The 1,801-nt window shown below is 46.6% G+C and carries 1 protein-coding gene; it reads right to left on the reverse strand.

Going from position 1 to position 1,801, the window contains the following annotated elements; genetic code table 11:
* Positions 1-15 precede the first annotated feature (15 nt).
* The gene (rpoN, locus tag AC1DUA_RS36075) at positions 16-1,311 is read right to left on the reverse strand and encodes an RNA polymerase factor sigma-54 (RefSeq protein WP_477504309.1); all 1,296 of its coding nucleotides are present in this window, start codon (positions 1,309-1,311) and stop codon (positions 16-18) included.
* Between the last annotated feature and the right edge of the window lie 490 nt (positions 1,312-1,801).

Here is a 1,801-nt window from a genome sequence, read left to right on the forward strand (position 1 = left end):
GTTAAACGTTAAAGTTTAAACGTTAGAACGTCTTTTTGCAGCGGGGGGAAGGTGCATCTGCTCTCTATATTTAGCAACTGTTCTGCGTGAAATAAGGAGGCCGTTGCTAATTAAGAGCTCAGCTAACTGTTGATCGGAGAAGGGTTGGTCTCGATTCTCTCCCGCAATCGCTTCGCGAATCTTCTCCTTCATGAAGAAAGAAGAAACCGACGCTCCATCGGCCTGCGTTATCGAAGAGGAGAAGAAATACTTCAGCTCAAACATCCCCCACGGAGTCTGGATATATTTCCGGCTAACCGTACGGCTGACAGTGGATTCATGTACTTGCATTGCAGTAGCCACTTGCTTCATGGTCATCGACCCAATATGAGCAGTGCCCTTGGCACAAAAATCGGCCTGAAGCTCGAACATGAGACATGCTGTTTGCAACAGCGTAGCTTTTCTCCGCTCGATATTGTCCATGAGCCCCTTCGCAGCGTGCCATTGCTGCTTCAAGAAACGGTAAGCATCTTGCGAAACTTTCTGCTCCATCAGACGGAGATAGGAATCGCTGAGTGTGATTCCCGGAAGTGCAGCATTTTCCAGAGAAACAGTATATTTCCCCTCCACCAGCTTCAACCTAAGATCCGGTATCACGTACTCCGGCTGTTCTCTGCTATATATGGCTCCAGGCTTAGGGTTGAGCGCTTTTATCTGTTCAATTGCTGTTTGGATGCACGAGATCTCTATCCCGTATTTCGCCGCTAACTGATGAAGCTTCCCCTTGGCAATGTCCTGCAGATCCTGCTGGATCAAAGATCTCACCAGTGGCTCTATCCCCTTCATCTGCTGCAATTGGAGGAGCAGACACTCCGCCAAGTTTGAAGCCCCCACGCCATATGGCTCTAAGCTTTGTATGATGCGAATAGCTTGGCTGACATGCTCCAACGAGGAGCCTTGAATAGCGGAAATTTCATCTCTCGTATAGGGAAGGTACCCATTTGCATCCAGGTTGCCGATGATCCATTTACAGAGAATCTTTAGATTAGTGTCCAAATTCAAGCAGGCTATCTGTTCTACTAAAACCGACTCTAACGTAATGGAAGTGCTGTGATCGACATTGAGCCACCAATCGTTATTAGAACTGCTAGCACCGCAGCTTGCCCGGCTCTCTTTTCTATACGTAAGCTCGATAAAAGGATTCTCATTCGCCTGCTGCTTCACCAGCTCGTGCAAGTCTAAGGAGGACATGTGCAGAATTTCCATGGAATGCCGCATGTGTGGTGTAAGCAGCATTTTTTGATCCTGCAGGGCAGTCAATGAAATTTCCATCTGCATACGCCTCCTCTTATTATGTAATCGCTTACTACCAGTATATTCGTGCCTGCACTGTAAAATCTACCATGAAAAAAGGATAAGCTTCTCAAGCAGCATGTCCCCAGCATTCAGTAGGGGGAACTCCAATCCCTTATTTAGACGAAAAGCGAAGATTCTGAGCTACTGGGGAACTACATGGTCTAATTTCTACGTAAAAACAGCATTTTTGGCCACATAGGGACCTGTAGTTCCCTTTCGCATATGCCGGCTTGGCGGGGGTCTTTTTATAATTTGTGGGAACTATGATCCGCTATTTTCTGAGGAATCAGTACTTTAGCTGGTTGAGAGGAACTGTGAGGGTAGCGTCAAGAAGTTTGTGTATTAGGTCTTGTAGGGGTTATTCGTCGGGACGATGAATTAGTTTTTTGGTTTAGTGGATTCAGGGGGATCCCCCTGAAAATTTTGGATTTAATTCCCATTAGTTTAGGGCATGCTCAGGCTCTTC

The sequence above is a fragment of the Paenibacillus sp. 01T422 genome (assembly GCF_056398785.1).

What these genes read in the sequence shown, in the direction of transcription:
- rpoN (WP_477504309.1), bottom strand. Translation starts at nt 1,311, where the DNA reads ATGGAAATTTCATTGACTGCCCTGCAGGATCAAAAAATGCTGCTTACA.